The sequence below is a fragment of the Aeromonas sp. s11 genome (assembly GCF_040907945.1).
GTDB classification, from domain to species: domain Bacteria; phylum Pseudomonadota; class Gammaproteobacteria; order Enterobacterales; family Aeromonadaceae; genus Aeromonas; species Aeromonas veronii.
In genome coordinates, this window is sequence record NZ_JBFOCU010000056.1 from 180,570 (window position 1) to 197,175 (window position 16,606).

The window sequence follows — 16,606 nt, forward strand, 5'->3', positions numbered from 1 at the left end:
AGCGCGTTATTATAGCCATGTCCCGGGGGAGGGCAAGGTGCCAGGCACCTTATGATTGATTGCGACGACTGTCGACCGGGCAGCTGTAGTCCGCCGGTTTGAGGATCAGGATGTCGCAGGAGAGGCGGTCAATCACATGTTCGGCGGTATTGCCGAGCAGAGCAGCAGAAAGACCGGTACGGCCGACACAGCCCATGATCATCAGGGTTGCCTTGAGCTCTTCGGCCATATCCGGCAACACCTCTTCCGGTAGCCCCTCTGCTACCCGGGTCCAGAGATGACCGATCCCGAACTTGTCGGCATGGCTGAGCAGCAGGCTTTCGTGGTGTTTGCGGATCGCTTCGTTGTAGGCGTTGGGATCAAACTCCGGCAGCTCGATGGCCACGTTGACCGGGGTGCCCGGGTAGGTGTTGACCAGATAGAGGTTGGAGCCCAGCAGCTCGGCGATGTCGCTCCCCTCCTGGGTGATCCGTTCATTGAGCAGTTTCTGATCCGGATCGTCGCTTGAGCAGTTGATGGCGGCGATGATGTTGCCGCCCCGTTGCCAGTGACCCTCCTTGACCAGCAGCACCGGACAGGGGCATTTGCGCAGCAGGTGCCAGTCGGTGGGGGTAAAGATAAAGGTTTGCAGGAAGCTGTGATGGTGAGTGGCTTTGACCACCAGATCGTGGCGCTGCTCCAGCACTTCCTGAATGACACACTCGAAGGGGCGATTGTGCCAGACTACCTTCACTTCGCATTCGATCCCCTGTGCCCGATAGGGGGTCAGGATCTCGTCCAGCCACTCACGTCGCTGTGAAATGACGCCGTCGCGCATCTCTTGCCGCTCGTCCACCGAGAGCATGGCGGTCATTTCATACGAGAAGTCATAGATGGTGAGCAGCAGGGTCAGATGGGCGTTTTCGTCCAGCTCGGCGACTTTGACTGCCCGTTCGAGGGCGATTTGACGCTCCTCTTCTGGATTGATAACCACCAGAATATTCTGATATTTGACCATCTTCTCCTCCTTGGAAAAGTCCAATGACAGCAGAATCTTAGCCATTACAGCTTAGCGCAGGAGGAGGGTATGGGGAACGTACCGGATCACATTCCAGAGGAAAGGATCCGGCAGGGAAAGCAGGAGAAAAGCGAGAGGGTAGCGGAAAAATCAGCCGCAGGGCGGGCGAGTGGCACCGGCCATCATGCCCAGCGCGACCTGATCCAGCACAGTAATGTATTTGCCTTTAACGCTGATGAGACCGGACTTCTGGAAACGGCCGAGCAGACGACTGATGGTCTCGACAGTCAGCCCCAGATAGTTGCCAATGTCACCACGGGTCATGGAGAGACGGAACTCCTTGGCGGAGAAGCCGCGCTCGGAGAAGCGTACCGACAGATTGTGCAGGAAGGCGGCGAGGCGCTCTTCGGCATTCTTCTTGGAGAGCAGCAGGATCATCTCCTGATCGCCCATGATTTCGCTGCTCATCAGACGCATGATCTGCTGGCGCAGTTTGGGCATCTTGCCGGAGAGATCATCCAGCACTTCAAACGGGATCTCGCACACCATGGCCGTTTCCAGCGCCTGGGCGAAGGAGGGGTGGGCCTGCTTGTTGATGGCATCAAAACCGACCAGATCGCCAGCGAGGTGGAATGCAGTGATCTGCTCATCCCCTTGCTCGGTGATGGTGTAAGACTTGATGGTCCCGGAACGGATGGCATAGAGCGATTTGAACTCATCGCCAGCCTTGAACAGCTCTTCACCCTTCTGGATCGGCTTCTTGCGCTCGATGATGCTGTCCAGCTGATCAAGCTCGTTGTCGTTCAGAGTGAAGGGAATACAGAGCTGACTGATGCTGCAATCCTGGCAATGAATTGCACAGCCACCGCTCTGGATACGTCTGCCAGGTTTCTTTTCCGGGATCATAGGCTCATACGAATAATTGATTTATATCAAACAAGTTTACCATCAACTCATCCGTTTTGGATAGGGTTTCAAAAGGAAGCAATGCCAATCCAGAAGGTATGTACCCCGAAAAAAATGAGCAGCAGGGCACCGCCAAGGCGCAAACTGCGCAGGGTGAGCCAGTATCTCAGGCGATCGGCAAGCCCTCCCAACGCAAACAGGGTGGGCAGGGTGCCGAGACCAAAAAAGAGCATGATGAGCGCCCCGCCACTGGCCGAACCGGCTGCCGCGCTCCAGGTCAGCATCGAGTAGACCAGCCCGCAGGGCAGCCAGCCCCACACCATGCCAAAGGGCAGTGCCTGCACAGGTGAGGTGAAGGGGAGAAACTTGCCTGCTAGCGGTTTGATACGGGGCCAAAGTCTGGCGCCGAGCCGCTCCAGCAGCAAGATCCCTTGCCACCAGCCCGCCAGATAGAGACCAAGCGCAATCATCAGCAGCGCCGCCACCAAGCGTAAGCCGGCAATAGCGTGTTTGCCTGCGCCCAGCTCGCTGGTTGTGGCGAGCAGGCCGCCCACCAGTGCACCTGCAATCACATAGCTCAGGATCCGGCCGAGGTTGTAGTTGAGCAGATAGGCGAGTCGCCCCCAAAAATGCTGCTTGTTGGCTGGGATCGCCATGGAGAGCGCGGCGGAGACGCCACCGCACATGCCAATACAGTGGGCAGAGCCTGCCAGTCCGACCAGCAGGGCGCCGGCCAGATCAAGGTTGTGGGTCATGGTCAGCAGGCTTTACGGGTTTGTGGGCAGGTTGCTCTTCGTCAAACAGGATGTTGGAACCCTGCCGGTCGAGATCTTCAAATTGCTCGGAGCGAATGGCCCAGAAGAAGACGACCCCGGCGATGATCACAAACAGGATAGCGATGGGGATCAGGACAAAAATTATATTCATGAGAGGTACCTTGGCGTTCATCCTTGGCAAGCGTCCCCTATGGTAACCCTGTTCGGGCAGGGGGCCAGCCGCTATCAGTGAGAAATGTGGCCTGCATCGGAGGCAGGCCACATTTTCAGCTATTTTCCGCCACCGGTCTCATCGGTTGAGGCGCATGGAGTTGGTCACCACGATGAGTGAACTGAGCGACATGCCCGCTGCCGCCAGATAGGGGGGCAGCCAGCCGCAGGCCGCCAGCGGCAACACCAGCAGGTTGTAACCGATGGACCAGGCGAAGTTCTCGATGATGATCTTGCGGGTACGCATTGCCAGCACTCTGGCCTCGAGCAGTCGGCTCAGGTCATCGGCCAGCAGGATGGCATCGGCGCTGTTTTTCGCCAGATCGGTGCCACCAGCCATGGCAAACGAGGCGTGAGCTCCGGCCAGTACCGGGGCGTCGTTGATGCCATCGCCCACCATGATGCTGATATCCCCCTGGGCTTCCCGGGCCTTGAGGTAGGCCAGCTTGCCATCGGGTGAGACCCCCTTGACCAGCTCATCTACCCCCAGTTCCCGGGCAATCTCGTCTGCCTGCAAAGAGCTGTCGCCAGTCAGCACGGTAGTTTGCAGACCTGCTGCCTTGAATGCCGCGATCAGCGCCCTGGCATCGGGGCGCAGGGTATCTTCCAGATTGAAGCGGGCCAAGACCTGCTGCTCGTCGGCCAGATAGATAGCCAGACCGCGGCCGCGCTCTTGCGCCGGATCCAGCCCAAGCCAGCGGGCACTGCCGATGCGGTAGCGTACGCCATCCACCAGCGCTGTGATGCCGTGACCGATGACCGGTGTGATCTCGCGGGCGGATAGCAGCACACTGATACTGTCGGCAGGTAGCCGGAAGGCGCGAGCTATGGGGTGCTCGGATTGCGCCTCCATGGCCCGGGCGATGGCAAGGCAGTGAGCCTCATCAAGGTCGGCCAACGCCTGGGTGTGCGTCAGACTGATCTCCCCTGTGGTCAGGGTGCCAGTCTTGTCCATCACGATCCGGTTGGCCTTGGTCAGCACGTCAAGCACATGACCGCGGCGCAGCAGAATGCCGTTACGGGTCAGATTGGCGGTGGCCGAGGTCAGTGCCGTCGGGGTCGCGAGTGACAGGGCACAGGGGCAGGTGGCCACCAGCACGGCGAGGGTGATCCAGAACGCCTGATCCGGTTGATGGAAGTGCCAGAAGGTCCAGACCGCGGCGGCAATGATCAGCAGCACCAGAATAAAGTGGCGCGACAGCTGATCCGCCATCTGGGCGATGGCCGGTTTGTCGTCGAGGGCGTGATCCTGCAGCCGCATGATCTGGGCGATCCGCGACTCTTCGATACGGTGGCTGACCCTGATCTGCAGCGGAGCATCCGTGTTGATAGTGCCGGCATAGACCTGATCGCCTAACTGTTTGAGCTGGGGCAGCTGTTCACCGGTCAGCATGGATTCGTTGAGGCTGGCTTGCCCTTCGACAATGATGCCATCCGCCGGCAAGGTGGCGCCAGCAAGCACCCGTATCCGATCGCCGACCTGCAAGGTCTTAGCCGCTACCTCATGCTCTCCTTCATCATCGATGCGGGTCGCCATGATGGGCACCAGTCTGGCCAGATTGGAGCTCGATTCCGACGCCTTGCGCCGGGCCCGCAACTCGAGAAAGCGCCCCAGCAGCAGGAAGAAGACGAACATGGTGATGGAGTCGTAATAGACCTCACCGGTATTGAACACTGTGGCCCACATGGAGGCGATAAAAGCCCCGATCAGCGCCAGCGACACTGACACATCCATCGACAGGTGACCCTGTTTCAGGCTGCGCCAGGCACCCACGTAAAAGGGTTGGGCCGAGTAGATCATGATGGGGGTGGAGAGCAGCAGGCTTATCCACTTGAAGTAGACCATGAACTCATCTTCAACACTGATGAAGAGGTCCATATAGAGGGCCACGGCGCACATCATTACCTGCATTGAGCCAAGCCCTGCCAGTGCCAGCCGGAACATATAGCTGCGCACCTCTTTGGCGTAGAGGGCCTCTTGTTGATGGGTCTGGAACGGGTAGGCGCGATAGCCGATCTGGGCAAATCCCTTGAGAATGTCACTCAGGGAGAGCTGGTCCGGATCCCACTTGATGCGGGCCCGGTGGGTGGTGGTGTTGACATTGATGTAGCGCAGGCCCGTCAGTGTCATCAGGTGGCGTTCGATAAGCCAGGCACAGGCGGCGCAGGTGAGCCCTTCAACTGTCAGCTGGATTTCGCGAAGGGTACCGCTGTCGGTGACAAAATCCTGTTGCACTTCTGCCAGATCGTAGTGGGTGAGGGCGGCCAGCTCCTCGGGTACCAGATCCCCCTTGGTACCGGGGGCGGTGCGGTGATCGTAGTAACTGGCGAGTCCGCACTCCATGATGGTTTCCGCCACCGCCTGACAACCGGGGCAGCACATGGGGCGAACAATCCCCTTTATCTCGAGGGAATAGCCACTATTAGCGGGTACCGGCTCGCCACAGTGAAAGCATGGGGTCATGATTGATGCCCCCCTGAATGCAGAATGCAAGCTGCAGGGGCACTGGCGAGCACCGGCTCGCCACAGTGAGAACAGCCGGTCATGGCTTAGCGTCCTTTCGGGTCGAGTTCGACAGGGGCCAGGGTGGGCAGCTGGACGGTCTCTTGCAATCGCCATTGGTGATCAAAGGCATCGACCCGAATGTGCCACTTGCCGACCAGCGGCTTGTCGAAATGGAGGCGATAGGTGCCGCTCGCATCGGCGGTGATCATGTGTTCGCTGTCCTGACCGGCCAAGGTCGGGTGGAACAATGAGAGATAGAGAGCTTGCCCGGCAGGAATGTCACCGCTGATGGGTTTGAGGGTCAGCTCGTTGCCGTCAACCTCCAGCCCAAAGCGGATATTGAGGGCTTCGGAGCGGTCAAACTTGCTCAAGTCCTGATTGATCTCTTTCCCTTGTTTGTAATAGTCCTCGGCCACCAGATTGACCCCATCCTGGCTGGCGATGATGGCGGTGGCGATACTGCCGACAACGGCGGCAGTGGGGAGGGCGATGATAAACCAGGGCCAGAATTGGCGATACCACGGTTTGGATAGAGGTTGGGTCATGATTGCTACTGCCATGAAACGAATGATTAACGTGGAAGATGGTTTTTACGCAACACAAGATAACAAAAAGCCTCGAGGAGTCGAGGCTTTTTGCTGTGTAATCACGTGTTTATCACATGTTACAACGTTACGGGCGAACCTTATTTGGCAGACTGTTGATGAGACAGGCTGTAAACGTAGGAGGCCAGCAGGTGAACCTTGTCTTCACCCAGAATGTCTTTCCAGGCTGGCATCACGCCGTGACGACCGTGGGTGATGGTTTGTACCACCACTTCGCGGGAGCCACCGTAGAGCCAGGTGTTGTTGGTCAGATCTGGCGCACCGACTGCAACACCGCCCTTGGCATCGGCCCCGTGGCAGGCAGCGCAGATGGCAAAGCGTGCTTCACCTTTCTTCGCTTCCACCAGGTCGACCTTGCGACCGGAGAGGCTTAGCACATAGGAGGCCACTTCCTGAACGCCATCTTTGCCGAGGATTTCACCCCAGGCAGCCATGATCCCCTGGCGACCGCCCATGATGGTGGTCTTGATTTGATCTGGCTGGCCGCCCCATTGCCATTCGCTGTCGGTCAGGTTCGGGAAGCCACGGCCACCACGGGCATCGGAGCCGTGACACTGGGAGCAGTTCTGCAGGAACAGACGCTGACCCACTTTCAGGGCTTCCGGATCCTTGGCGATCTCGGTGATGGCACGATAGGTTTTGCCATCCGCTTCATAGGTGAGTTCACGGAACTTGGCGCCGTAGATCTCGTCAGCCTTGGCGACCTCACGGTCATACTCCACCGCGCGACCTTCAGCCTTGGCCGATTCGGTTGCAGCCTTGGATTCGGCCAGCGAGCGCACGTCCTGGTTGGAACTTTGCCAGCCCAACAGACCTTTGAAGTTGCCAAGTCCCGGGAAGGCGACCAGATAGACCAGACCGGTGACGATGAAGAAGAGGAACATGTAAGTCCACCACTTCGGCAGCGGGTTGTTGATCTCCTCGATACCATCGAAGGAGTGACCCATCGATTTGCCTTCTTCAACACCCATCTTGTCCTTGCGGCACCACATCAGCAGCAAGAAGCAGCCGAGGATGGTTCCCAGACTGATTACAGTCACAAAAATGCTAAACAGAGTGCTCATTATTGTTTCGCTCCTGCGTTCTTTTTATCAGCACCGGGTTGCTCATCATCGGCAAAAACCAGATTGGCAGCCTCGTCGAAAGAGGTCTTGCGGCGTTTGCTGTAGGCCCAGACGATGATGCCAATCATGATGGCCATCAACAGCAGGGTATACAGACCGCGAAATGTGCCGTAGTCCATCTTCGCCTCCTTATTTCAGGGCATGACCCAGTGATTGCAGATAGGCCACCAGCGCATCCAGCTCGGTTTTGCCCTTGACGGCTTCGCCCGCACCCTGAATATCGGCGTCGGTATAGGGCACACCGAAGTGATCGCGGAATAGCGCCAGCTTCTTGGCCGTCATCTCGCCGGTCAGCACATTGGTATCAAGCCAGGGATAGGCGGGCATGTTGGATTCCGGTACCACATCGCGCGGGTTGATCAGGTGAACCTTGTGCCACTCGTCGGAGTAGCGGCCACCAACACGGGCCAGATCCGGACCAGTACGCTTGGAGCCCCACAGGAAGGGGTGCTCCCAGACGCTCTCGCCTGCGACCGAGTAGTGACCGTAACGCTCGGTTTCGGCACGGAACGGACGGATCATCTGGCTGTGGCAGTTGGTGCAGCCTTCGCGAATGAAGATGTCGCGTCCTTCCATCTGCAGAGCGGTGTAGGGCTTGAGGCCCTCCACCGGCTCGGTGGTTTGCTTTTGGAAGAACAGTGGAGTGATTTCAACCAGGCCCCCCAGACTGATGGCGAAGATGATGCCGACCACCAGCATGGGAACGCTTTTTTCAAATATTTCGTGACGGTTATTGTTGCTCATGGGTTGACCTCTTCAATCATGCTGGCTGGGCGACAGGTTCCAGAGAACCTTTGGGCGCAGTGATGGTGCGATAGGCGTTGTAAGCCATCAGCAACATGCCGGTGACGAAGAAGCAGCCACCCAGGAAGCGCACGAAATAGAAGGGATAGGATGCCTGCAGCGCTTCAACGAAGCTGTAGGTCAGGGTGCCGTCTTCGTTGACTGCACGCCACATCAGGCCCTGCATCACGCCGGAAATCCACATGGCAACGATGTAGAGCACGGTGCCCACGGTCGCCAGCCAGAAGTGAACGTTGATCAGCTTGACGCTGTACATCCGGCCCTGGCCGAACAGGTTCGGGATCAGATGGTAAACCGCACCGATGGAGACCATGGCAACCCAACCCAGCGCACCGGAGTGCACGTGACCGACGGTCCAGTCGGTGTAGTGGGAGAGGGCGTTGACGGTTTTGATCGCCATCATCGGGCCTTCGAAGGTCGACATGCCGTAGAAAGAGAGGGAGACGATCAGGAAGCGCAGGATGGGGTCATAACGCAGTTTGTGCCAGGCACCGGAGAGAGTCATGATGCCGTTGATCATACCGCCCCAGGAGGGTACGAACAGGATCAGGGACATCACCATGCCCAGTGACTGAGCCCAGTCAGGCAGTGCGGTGTAGTGCAGGTGGTGCGGACCGGCCCAGATATAGAGGGAGATCAGCGCCCAGAAGTGGACGATGGAGAGGCGATAGGAGTAAACCGGACGACCGGCCTGCTTGGGCACGAAGTAGTACATCATCCCCAGGAAGCCGGCGGTCAGCAGGAAGCCTACCGCGTTGTGGCCGTACCACCACTGCACCATGGCGTCCATGGCGCCGGAGTACATGGAGTAGGACTTCATGCCGGAGAGGGGCACTTCCATGTTGTTGACGATGTGCAGCACCGCAACGGTGATGATGAAGGCGCCGAAGAACCAGTTCGCCACATAGATGTGGGAGGTGGTGCGCTTCATCAGGGTGCCGAAGAAGACGATGGCATAGGCGACCCATACCACAGTGATGGCGATATCAATCGGCCACTCCAGCTCGGCATACTCTTTGGCGGAGGTGTAACCCAGCGGCAGAGAGATGGCGGCAGAGAGGATGATTGCTTGCCAACCCCAGAAGACGAAGGTTGCCAGTGGGCCACCAAACAGTCTGGTTTGACAGGTGCGCTGAACCACGTAGAAGGAGGTGGCCATCAGTGCACTGACGCCGAAGGCGAAGATCACTGCGTTGGTATGGAGGGGCCGCAGACGACTGTAAGTCAGCCACGGGGTCTCGAAGTTGAGGGCAGGCCAGATCAACTGGGCTGCGATCAGTACGCCAACCGACATGCCGACAATTCCCCAGACAATCGTCATGACGGTAAACTGGCGAACAACGGTGTAGTTGTACTCAGGATGGTTAGTTGTATGGCTCATCGTTATATTCCGCTTCCGATGCTGCTGTTGTTTGGTTTTGTATCCGGAGGACCGGACTGGCTTCATCAGCCACCGCCGACCAGTTGTTAACATCTGTTAACGAAAGGAAAAGCAAAAGATGGCTAAATGAAAACTGCATGGGAATGATACTGAAGTGACAGGTAAAATAACAGTATAAACAGTGATATATTTGGCTCCGTCCGGTCTCGATATGGCAGTTTTTTACCTTGTTCGAGATCACAAAAAACTATTTTAATTGCATCTTAATCGGGCTGTTTTTGATGAAAGAGAGACTTACCGCACGTAAAGTTTTGCACCTCGTACTGGTATTGGCGCTGTTATTGGCGCTGATGGCCTATCGCACCTGGTTTTCGGCCGATAACAGCGTCTCTGCTGACCAGAAAAAAGATCAAATTTGTGATCTTTCCCACACCCCTTGCAGCGCGCTGATTGGTGACAAGCCACTGACGGTCGCCATCAAGGAATTACCGCTGCGCGCTGAACATGACTTTGCCATCGCTATTACCGGCGGCGATCCGGCCATCAAACCGGTGAAAGCGACACTCGAAGGCAAAGATATGTTTATGGGCACCATTCCGGTGAGCTTTGAAAAAATAGACGGACAGTGGCAGGGGGTGACCCAGGTGGGGAGCTGTACATCACCCGTCATGATCTGGTTGTTAAATATCGAGTGGAGTAATGGTCAACGCCAGCAATTGGCGCTTTCCGTTGCCCGGGAATAACGGCGCAAGGAGCGGGGAGTGGAAAAAATATTTGAAATTTCCCGGCCAGGCGTTACCTTCCCCAAACCATCAGGGAGTGAAGTTCATTTAATCATGATTGAAAAACAACCGTTTTATCGCACCCTCAACCAGCAGGCCAAGGCGCTGCTGGAGGGGGAAACCGATCTTATTGCCAATCTGGCCAACCTCTCCGCACTGCTTAATCAGGAGCTGGAGGAGATCAACTGGGTCGGTTTTTATCTGTTGCAGGGCGAGACCCTGGTATTGGGGCCATTTCAGGGCAAACCGGCCTGCGTGCGGATCCCGGTCGGCCGCGGGGTGTGTGGTACGGCAGTGGCAGAGGGGAGAACCCAGCTCATTGACGATGTCCACCAGTTCGACGGTCACATCGCTTGCGATGGCGCGAGCAACTCGGAAATCGTGATCCCGGTGCGCCGTGGTGGCGAGATCATCGGGGTACTCGATATCGACAGTCCGATTTTTAACCGTTTCGACCAGCAAGACCGGATTGGCCTCGAAGAAACGGTGCAAATTTTGGAAAGCATGCTCTAAGTCATTGCTAGATGGTTCGCAAAAGGCCCCAAGCTCTCTATAATGGGGCCTTTGTTGTGCTCGGGACGTGCCCGTGCGTTTATATGAAAGCCAAGGTTATACATGGAAAACACTGAGAAGCTGAAGAACAGTAAAGAGATCGTTGCCTACCTGGTCGAGAAATTTCCGGCCTGCTTCGTTGCTGAAGGAGAGGCCAAGCCGCTCAAGATTGGCATCTTCCAGGATTTGGCCGAGCGTCTTGCTGACGATGCCAGAGTCTCCAAGACCATGCTGCGTTCCGCACTGCGTCAATACACCTCCAGCTGGCGCTACCTGCACGGTCTCAAAGCTGGCCAGGCTCGCGTTGATCTGGATGGCAACCCGGGCGAGCTGCTGACCGAAGAGCACATCGAGCACGCCAAGCAAGCTCTGAAAGAGAGCAAAGAGCGCGTATTCGCCAGCCGTCGTACCAATACCAAAGAGAAGGATGAGAAGGCCAAGAAGCCCCGTCGTCCTGCTGTGCGCAAAACCGAGAAAGCTGATGTAGCTGCCAAGCCGAAAGCTGCCGCCAAGGCACCGGTCGCTGACGCTCCGCTGGTTAAAGTGGATGCCGCTACGCTGAAAGTGGGCCAGGATGTGCGCGTCGTTATGGGTAAATTCCCGGTTCCGGCAACCATCAAGGAAGTAACCAAGGACGATGTACAGGTCCAACTGCAGACCGGCATGATGGTGCGGGTCAAATCAGAGCACTTGGTTCTCTAAGGAGACAAATGTTGAAGCATGGCGTAATTCGTTTTTCCCTCGTTGCCTGTAGCCTGGCGCTTGCCGGGCTTGCACAGGCCATCGAGCCGGTGCTCAAGGAGAGTGATTTGCCTGTGTTGGCTCAAGAGAGCCAACATGCTACGGCCAGCAAGCGAATTACCAATCTGTTTACCCGCTCGCACTACAAACAGTTCAAGCTGGACGATGCCTTTTCCTCCGTGATTTTCGATAAATATCTGGAGAATCTGGACTACAGTCGCAACCTGTTTTTGGCCTCTGATATCAGCCGTTTTGAAAAGTACCGTAACGGTTTTGACACCGACCTCGAAAGAGGCCGTCTGGCTCCCGCCTACGAGATGTTCAACCTGAGTCAGCAGCGGCGTTATGAGCGGTTCGAATACGCCCTCAAACTGCTTGATACTCCTTTTGATTTTACCCAGACCGACAACTATGTGTTTGATCGGGAAGGGGCGGCTTGGCCCAAAGATGAAGCAGAGCTCAACGAGCTGTGGCGTCAGCGGGTCAAGTTCGATGCCCTGAGTCTCAAGCTCAGCGGCAAGGAGTGGCCCGAGATCAAGGAGCTGCTTGGCAAGCGTTACAACAACGCTATCAAGCGGATGTCCCAGACCGAGAGCGAAGATGTCTTCCAGCTCTTCATGAACTCCTTCGCTCGCGCCATCGAACCGCACACCAGTTACCTCTCACCGCGCAGTGCCGATCGTTTCAACACCGAGATGAACCTCTCGCTGGAGGGGATTGGTGCCGTGTTGCAGGCGGAAGATGACTTTACCGTCATCCGTTCTCTGGTGCCCGGTGGCCCGGCTGCTAAATCCAATCACCTCAAGCCCGATGACAAGATCACCGGGGTAGGGCAGGAAGATGGCAAGATTGTCGATGTGATCGGCTGGCGTCTCGATGACGTGGTCGAGCTCATCAAGGGGCCCAAGGGGAGCAAGGTCAAGCTGGAGATCCAGCGCGGCAAGGGCGCAACTGCCAAGACCGAGCAGATCGAACTGACCCGCGACAAGGTGCGCCTTGAAGACCGGGCTGCCAAGTCCAAGGTTATTAACGCCGAAGGCAAGAAGATTGGCGTCATCGAAATCCCGAGTTTCTACGTCAATCTGCACGATGACGTGATCAAGGAGCTCTCCAGCCTGAACAAGAAGAAGATCGATGGTCTGATCATCGATCTGCGCGGTAACGGCGGCGGCGCCCTGACCGAAGCTTCCGCCCTGAGCGGTCTCTTCTTTGCTAGCGGTCCCGTGGTGCAAATTCGTGATCACATGGGCCGTATCACGGTCAATGGCGATGACGATGGCAACGTCTACTACGGCGGCCCCATGTCGGTGATGATCGACCGCTACAGTGCCTCGGCCTCCGAGATCTTCGCTGCGGCCATGCAGGATTATGGCCGCGCCCTGATCCTGGGTGAAAACTCGTTCGGCAAGGGGACGGTGCAGCAGCATCGCAGCCTCGCCAAGGTCTATGACTTCTACGAGCAGCCGCTCGGTCACGTGCAGTACACCATCGCCAAGTTCTACCGGATCGACGGTGGCAGCACCCAGAACAAGGGCGTTGCGCCGGATATCAGCTTCCCGACACCGGTTGCTCCGGAAGAGACGGGCGAAAGCCGTGAGTTCAATGCGTTGCCGTGGGACAAGATTGCCTCCGCCAACTACGAGAAACTCGGCAACTTCGCCAGCGTACTGCCCAAGTTGCAGGCGGCGCACGATGCCCGGATCGCCAAGGATCCCGAGTTTGCCTATGTGATGCAGGACATCGCCGACTACAAGGAGGAGAAAGACAAGAAGTCGGTCTCCCTCAACGAGGCGGAGCGTGTTGCAGAGCAGGCGAAACAGGATGAGAAAGCGCTCAAACGTACCAACGAGCGTCTGGCACGTCTTGGCAAGCCGGCGGTGAAGAGTCTGGATGAGCTGCCCGCTGATTTTGAAGCGCCGGATGAGTATCTCATCGAAGCGGCCAATATCACGGCAGATCTGGCCAAGGTCAGCAAACGCAGCTGACAAAGCGACCTCCAATGCACAAGGGCGACTGCGGTCGCCCTTTCTTTTTGTCTTGTGTATCTGCCGTAATGCAAATTGTTTGACCCCGCCAGTTGGTTGTGACAGCCTCTTTCTCGCCTTTAACAAGCGTGGAAGCAGACAATAATGACCGATCACTCCCAGGCCATGACGGCCAAATATCGCCAGGATTATCAGGCACCGCTCTACTGGATCGACACCATCGACCTCGATTTCCAACTGCAGGAGCCGCTGACCCAGGTCACCGCCATCACCCGCATTCGTCGCAACGGTGAGCACAATGCGCCGCTCGTCCTCGATGGTGAGCAGCTGACTCTCAAGAGCGTTGCCATCGATGGCATTCCCTGTGACCACTACGAGCAAGGCGAGAGCAGTCTGACCCTGTTCAACCTGCCGGCCGAATGTGTGCTGACCATTGTCACCCTGCTGGATCCGGCTGCCAACACCGCGCTGGAAGGGCTTTACAAGTCTGGCGATGCCTACTGCACCCAGTGTGAAGCGGAGGGCTTTCGCCGCATCACCTATTATCTGGACCGCCCCGACATTCTGGCGCGTTACAGCACCCGCATTACCGCCGACAAAGCCCAGTTCCCCTTCCTGCTCTCCAACGGCAACAAGGTCGATAGCGGTGATCTGGATGGCGGCCGTCACTTCGTGCAGTGGCAGGATCCTTTCCCCAAACCCAGCTACCTGTTTGCGCTGGTGGCCGGTGATTTCGATGTGGAGCGCAGCCACTACACCACCAAGAGCGGCCGCAAGGTCGCCCTCGAGATCTTCGTCGACAAGGGCAACCTGGATCGTGCCGGTTTTGCCATGGAGAGCCTCATCAACTCCATGCGTTGGGACGAGCAGCGTTTCGGCCTTGAGTATGATCTCGACATCTACATGATCGTCGCGGTGGACTTCTTCAACATGGGCGCCATGGAGAACAAGGGGCTTAACATCTTCAACTCCAAGTTCGTGCTGGCCAATCCGGCCACCGCCACCGACAGCGACTACCACGGTATCGAACGGGTGATCGGTCACGAATATTTCCACAACTGGACCGGCAACCGCGTCACCTGTCGAGACTGGTTCCAGCTCAGCCTGAAAGAGGGGCTAACGGTATTCCGGGATCAGGAGTTCTCCTCAGATCTGGGCTCCCGTGGCGTCAACCGCATCAACAACGTGCGTACCGTCCGTGGCCCGCAGTTTGCCGAAGATGCCGGCCCCATGGCACACCCGATCCGCCCGGATGTGGTGATCGAGATGAACAACTTCTACACCCTCACCGTCTATGAGAAAGGGTCGGAAGTGATCCGCATGATGCACACCCTGCTGGGGGAAGATGCCTTCCAGGCTGGTATGCGTCTCTACTTCGAGCGTCACGACGGCTCGGCCGCCACCTGCGATGATTTTGTGCAGGCGATGGAGGATGCTTCCGGTGTCGATCTCGGTCGTTTCCGTCGCTGGTATAGCCAGTCCGGCACCCCCGAGCTGACCGTGACCGACGAGTACGATGCCGCCAGCGGTATCTATCGCCTCCATGTGAGCCAGCATACCCCGCCGACCCAGGATCAACCGCAGAAGCTGCCGCTGCATATCCCTCTCGACATCGAGCTTTATGACGAGCAGGGTGCCGTCATCCCGTTGCAGTATCAGGGCAAGGCCATCGGCAACGTGCTCGACGTGCTGGAAGCTGAGCAGACTTTCGAATTCGATCGGGTGCCGGTCAAACCGGTTCCCTCCCTGCTGCGGGACTTCTCCGCACCGGTCAAGCTGCACTATGACTACAGCGACGAAGCGCTCGCCTTCCTGATGCGCTTTGCCCGCAACGAGTTTGCCCGCTGGGATGCGGCCCAGATGCTGATCAACAAGGCGGTCATCGATGGGGTGGTGCGGGTTCAGCACGGGCAGGGGGTCGAGCTCTCCCAAACCCTGCTGTCCGCATTCGTCGCCATTCTGGACGACAGTGAACTGGATTTGGCCCTCAAGGCGGAGATCCTGGCGCTGCCCGGTGAGGCGACCCTGGCCGAGCTGTTCGAGGTGGCCGATATCGATGCCATCCATCAGGTACGCGACGCGATCCACACCCGTCTTGCCGAGGCCTTTGGTGCGCGCTTGGCGGCAACCTATCAGAGCCTGCGTCTGAATGGTTATCAGGTGGTGCACGCCGACATGGCCAAACGGGCCCTCAAAGGGGTAGTGCTCGGCTATCTGGCGGCACTGGATGCGGAGCATGCTGATGCGCTGGTGCGCGAGCAGTATGCAACTGCCGACAACATGACCGATACCCTGGCGGCACTGCAGGTGGCCAACGGCTATCTGTTGCCATGCCGCGCTGCGCTGCTGGCCGATTTTGAAGGCAAGTGGGCCAAGGATGGACTGGTGCTGGACAACTGGCTGCGGCTGATTGGCAGCAAACCGGCTGCCGATGTGCTTAGCGAAGTGAAACAGGCGATGAATCACCCCACTTTCAGCATTCGCAATCCGAACCGGCTGCGGGCGCTGATCGGCAGCTTCGCCATGAGCAATCAGGTGCAGTTCCATGCGGTGGATGGCAGCGGTTACCGCTTCCTGACCGATCTGCTGATCGAGCTCAACGAGGTCAATCCGCAGGTGGCTTCCCGCCTTATCACTCCGCTTATCCAGTTCAAGCGACTGGATGAGGCGCGCAAGGCCCTGATCCGCGCCGAGCTGACCCGTCTTGCCAACCTTGAGGGACTGGCACGGGATCTGTTCGAGAAGGTAAGCAAGGCGCTGCAGCAGTAAGTGTCGACGGGGCAGGGGCGTGAATGCGTCTGCCCCTATTGTGTGATTTGTCGTGTGATCAGGAGCAAGTGTGAAGCAGTTTACTTTTCGGCTCTCATTGAGCAGTGACGAGGTGATGCTGATGTATCAGGGCCATGCCAGACGGCTGGTGGTGCGCAGCGAACAGGGATTGACCCTTGAGCTTGGCATAGAAAAAATACGCCCCTTTGTCGCCATCAATGGTGTGCATGGCTATTTTCGGCTGAAAACCCAGGACGATTACCGCTTTATCAGTCTCGAACGCATAAATTAACAAAAATCGAACAGATTACCGACTGTTTATCTGCTTTGCGTCACTATCTATCCGGTAAACTGGCACAAAGGTAGTGGGAATTTCTGTATTTTTGGTTATTTGCAAAATTTCTCACAGTTTAAGCCGTGATCTGTACCTTGTTTTTAACATCTCGTTAGCACCTTTCCTCGCCTTCC

Annotated in this window: 16 protein-coding genes; 6 read left to right on the forward strand and 10 right to left on the reverse strand. The window is 57.3% G+C overall.

Translation table 11 applies throughout. The features are described 5' to 3' along the window. Nucleotides 1–49 precede the first annotated feature (49 nt). The 10 genes from uspE to ccoN form a co-directional block, all read right to left on the reverse strand. Nucleotides 50–997 carry a universal stress protein UspE gene (gene uspE / locus AB5Y84_RS16240; RefSeq protein ID WP_005345417.1) on the reverse strand — a complete coding sequence of 316 codons (948 nt, stop codon included), beginning with the start codon at nucleotides 995–997 and terminating at the stop codon, nucleotides 50–52. Nucleotides 998–1,147: 150 nt separating this feature from the next. Then, nucleotides 1,148–1,903, reverse strand: a complete 756-nt coding sequence (locus AB5Y84_RS16245) for an FNR family transcription factor (RefSeq protein WP_005351934.1) — start codon at nucleotides 1,901–1,903, stop codon at nucleotides 1,148–1,150. 68 nt (nucleotides 1,904–1,971) lie between these two features. Then, the gene (locus tag AB5Y84_RS16250) at nucleotides 1,972–2,658 is read right to left on the reverse strand and encodes a sulfite exporter TauE/SafE family protein (protein ID WP_368177379.1); all 687 of its coding nucleotides are present in this window, start codon (nucleotides 2,656–2,658) and stop codon (nucleotides 1,972–1,974) included. Next, nucleotides 2,642–2,830, reverse strand: a complete 189-nt coding sequence (ccoS, locus tag AB5Y84_RS16255; RefSeq protein ID WP_005336630.1) for a cbb3-type cytochrome oxidase assembly protein CcoS — start codon at nucleotides 2,828–2,830, stop codon at nucleotides 2,642–2,644. Before ccoS ends, AB5Y84_RS16250 begins: the two co-directional genes overlap by 17 nt. A gap of 138 nt (nucleotides 2,831–2,968) precedes the next feature. Continuing rightward, nucleotides 2,969–5,353, reverse strand: a complete 2,385-nt coding sequence (locus AB5Y84_RS16260) for a heavy metal translocating P-type ATPase (RefSeq protein ID WP_368177380.1) — start codon at nucleotides 5,351–5,353, stop codon at nucleotides 2,969–2,971. Between the two features lie 86 nt (nucleotides 5,354–5,439). Next, on the reverse strand, nucleotides 5,440–5,940 hold the full coding sequence (locus AB5Y84_RS16265) for a FixH family protein (protein WP_335812483.1): 501 nt from the start codon (nucleotides 5,938–5,940) through the stop codon (nucleotides 5,440–5,442). Between the two features lie 140 nt (nucleotides 5,941–6,080). After that, on the reverse strand, nucleotides 6,081–7,064 hold the full coding sequence (gene ccoP / locus AB5Y84_RS16270) for a cytochrome-c oxidase, cbb3-type subunit III (RefSeq protein WP_021230094.1): 984 nt from the start codon (nucleotides 7,062–7,064) through the stop codon (nucleotides 6,081–6,083). Next, entirely contained in the window at nucleotides 7,064–7,243 is a 180-nt protein-coding gene (locus AB5Y84_RS16275) for a CcoQ/FixQ family Cbb3-type cytochrome c oxidase assembly chaperone (protein ID WP_005336620.1), read from the reverse strand. The genes ccoP and AB5Y84_RS16275 overlap by 1 nt, the downstream gene beginning before the upstream one ends. 10 nt (nucleotides 7,244–7,253) lie before the next feature. Further along, on the reverse strand, nucleotides 7,254–7,868 hold the full coding sequence (gene ccoO, locus AB5Y84_RS16280) for a cytochrome-c oxidase, cbb3-type subunit II (protein WP_005336618.1): 615 nt from the start codon (nucleotides 7,866–7,868) through the stop codon (nucleotides 7,254–7,256). Between the two features lie 16 nt (nucleotides 7,869–7,884). Beyond that, complete coding sequence (gene ccoN, locus AB5Y84_RS16285) at nucleotides 7,885–9,309, reverse strand: cytochrome-c oxidase, cbb3-type subunit I (protein ID WP_005336616.1); 1,425 nt, start codon at nucleotides 9,307–9,309, stop codon at nucleotides 7,885–7,887. 281 nt (nucleotides 9,310–9,590) lie between these two features. On the opposite strand from ccoN, the gene AB5Y84_RS16290 reads away from it, so the two are divergent. The 6 genes from AB5Y84_RS16290 to AB5Y84_RS16315 all read left to right on the forward strand — a co-directional run bounded on the left by AB5Y84_RS16290 (nucleotide 9,591) and on the right by AB5Y84_RS16315 (nucleotide 16,430). After that, nucleotides 9,591–10,052: a hypothetical protein gene (locus AB5Y84_RS16290; protein WP_129504044.1), complete on the forward strand. Its 462-nt coding sequence runs from the start codon at nucleotides 9,591–9,593 to the stop codon at nucleotides 10,050–10,052. 93 nt (nucleotides 10,053–10,145) lie between these two features. Then, the gene (locus tag AB5Y84_RS16295; protein WP_005336610.1) at nucleotides 10,146–10,604 is read left to right on the forward strand and encodes a GAF domain-containing protein; all 459 of its coding nucleotides are present in this window, start codon (nucleotides 10,146–10,148) and stop codon (nucleotides 10,602–10,604) included. A gap of 102 nt (nucleotides 10,605–10,706) precedes the next feature. Continuing rightward, nucleotides 10,707–11,345, forward strand: coding sequence for an RNA chaperone ProQ (gene proQ / locus AB5Y84_RS16300; RefSeq protein ID WP_005351923.1), 639 nt, complete (start codon nucleotides 10,707–10,709; stop codon nucleotides 11,343–11,345). Between the two features lie 8 nt (nucleotides 11,346–11,353). Continuing rightward, nucleotides 11,354–13,369, forward strand: a complete 2,016-nt coding sequence (gene prc, locus AB5Y84_RS16305) for a carboxy terminal-processing peptidase (RefSeq protein WP_005351922.1) — start codon at nucleotides 11,354–11,356, stop codon at nucleotides 13,367–13,369. A gap of 144 nt (nucleotides 13,370–13,513) precedes the next feature. Continuing rightward, nucleotides 13,514–16,138: an aminopeptidase N gene (gene pepN / locus AB5Y84_RS16310; RefSeq protein ID WP_368177381.1), complete on the forward strand. Its 2,625-nt coding sequence runs from the start codon at nucleotides 13,514–13,516 to the stop codon at nucleotides 16,136–16,138. Between the two features lie 70 nt (nucleotides 16,139–16,208). Then, nucleotides 16,209–16,430 (forward strand): DUF2835 domain-containing protein, encoded by a 222-nt coding sequence (locus AB5Y84_RS16315; protein ID WP_033136823.1) that lies wholly within the window; start codon nucleotides 16,209–16,211, stop codon nucleotides 16,428–16,430. The last annotated feature ends 176 nt before the right edge of the window (nucleotides 16,431–16,606 follow it).